Consider the following 1,567-nt stretch of genomic DNA (forward strand, 5'->3'; position numbering starts at 1 on the left):
ACGATAATGAGCATGCTTTGCGGGAGTTTGAATCGTACCGTACGGCGGTGAGCCCCAGGAATAATCATCAGGGTCAGTTCTTTTTTGGCCCATATGAATTTCAAAAGTCCTCATCCTTTCCGTTAGAGTAGCGCGGCCCCCTTTCTGATTTTGATTGTATTCGTCAAAAGAGGGAGTCATGCTATTTATTTTTTGAAGATTGGAGAAAATGGTAGGGTGAGAGACGTCAACTTTTATGGGAAAAGTACCGTCTATGTAGTACAGAAGTGGATTTCAGGGAAGGAAGGGACTTACTTATGAGAATAAAAAAATCGCTAATGCTCTTGTCGCTCGCCGCGCTTGTCGTGTTCCCGGGCTGCAAATCTTCGGGCTCGGCCAGTGAAACATCGGTGCCTGCCTCTACGACACCGTCACCGGTGGAGAGCAGCAAACCGACGCCGACGCCGGCGTCAACGCCAACCAGCAGTTCACCGCCAGCTTCGCAGGGGACATCGGCTTCCGTTGCCATGAAAAAAGTAACGGCCGTTCGGCTCGCAGACCCGAAAGCCGGCTGGATCGGTGGCGACGGCTGGCTCGCGCACACCGATAATGCGGGGGTCGACTGGAAGGTTCAGTACACCGGGAAGGGAACGATCCGGCAAATTTTTGCGTTGAACGGGCAGGAAGCCTGGGCGGTCCAAGGCGACAGCAACAATGTGCTGGCGACAACCGACGGGGGTAAAAGCTGGAGCGCCACAGGCGGCCATTTGCCAAGCAGCGCGTTTCTGCATTTCGTTTCGAAGCAGGAGGCCTTCAGCGGCAATGCGCAGACGAAGGACGGGGGCAAAACCTGGACGACGCTGGTCGTCCCGGAAGGCATCTCGGGCGACAGCTATTTCCATGATGCGAAGAACGGCTGGGCCGCCCGGCAAAAAGGCTCGAACATCGAAGTGCTGCGCACCCAGGATGGCGGCCAGCACTGGAGCACCGTCATGACCAAGCCGACAGTCGCCTCTGTCACCGGCACGATCATCCGCTCCGCCGGTGCGGATGATGCTTGGATCGCCTTCATTGGCGAGTCTGGCATGACGCAAACGTCGTATTCGCTCTTCCACACACGCGATGGCGGTAAAAACTGGCAGACCGTACTGGTGAACAGTACGGCCGGAGGCGGCCCGGCGCCTGGCTTCCCGACGGAGGCCAACACGGGACCGAAGAACGCCGGCTCGAAGCCAGGCCCGCTTTACGTCGCCAGCCCCGACGTCGCGTTCATGGCCGGCCTGTGCCCGGCCTGCGACAAACCCGTCACCGTCGGCTCCACGACCGACGGCGGCAAAACCTGGGTGAACGGCAAGCAGTCGTTCACCGGCTACGGCGATCCGCTGCTCGCGATCGCCGACGCCAAACAGGGCTGGCTCATTACGAATGATAATGATCAGCCCAGCGTCATGTACACCACCAGCGACGGTGGTGTCACGTGGAAATCGGTGCATACGTTCGATGCACCGAAATAAGGTTCACGCCCCCGCCTGCAGGTGGGGGCGTTTTTATATGGCCGCGGCAGCCGTAGGCCAGCTAGTCCCCACGC

General features: G+C 58.6%; 1 protein-coding gene. It reads left to right on the forward strand.

Features of this window, described 5'->3' with window-relative positions:
• The first annotated feature begins 296 nt into the window (after window positions 1-296).
• Window positions 297-1,493 (forward strand): beta propeller repeat protein, encoded by a 1,197-nt coding sequence (locus EJQ19_RS31635; protein ID WP_126145174.1) that lies wholly within the window; start codon window positions 297-299, stop codon window positions 1,491-1,493.
• The last annotated feature ends 74 nt before the right edge of the window (window positions 1,494-1,567 follow it).

Source organism: Paenibacillus whitsoniae, from assembly GCF_003955665.1.
Lineage (GTDB): Bacteria > Bacillota > Bacilli > Paenibacillales > NBRC-103111 > Paenibacillus_E > Paenibacillus_E whitsoniae.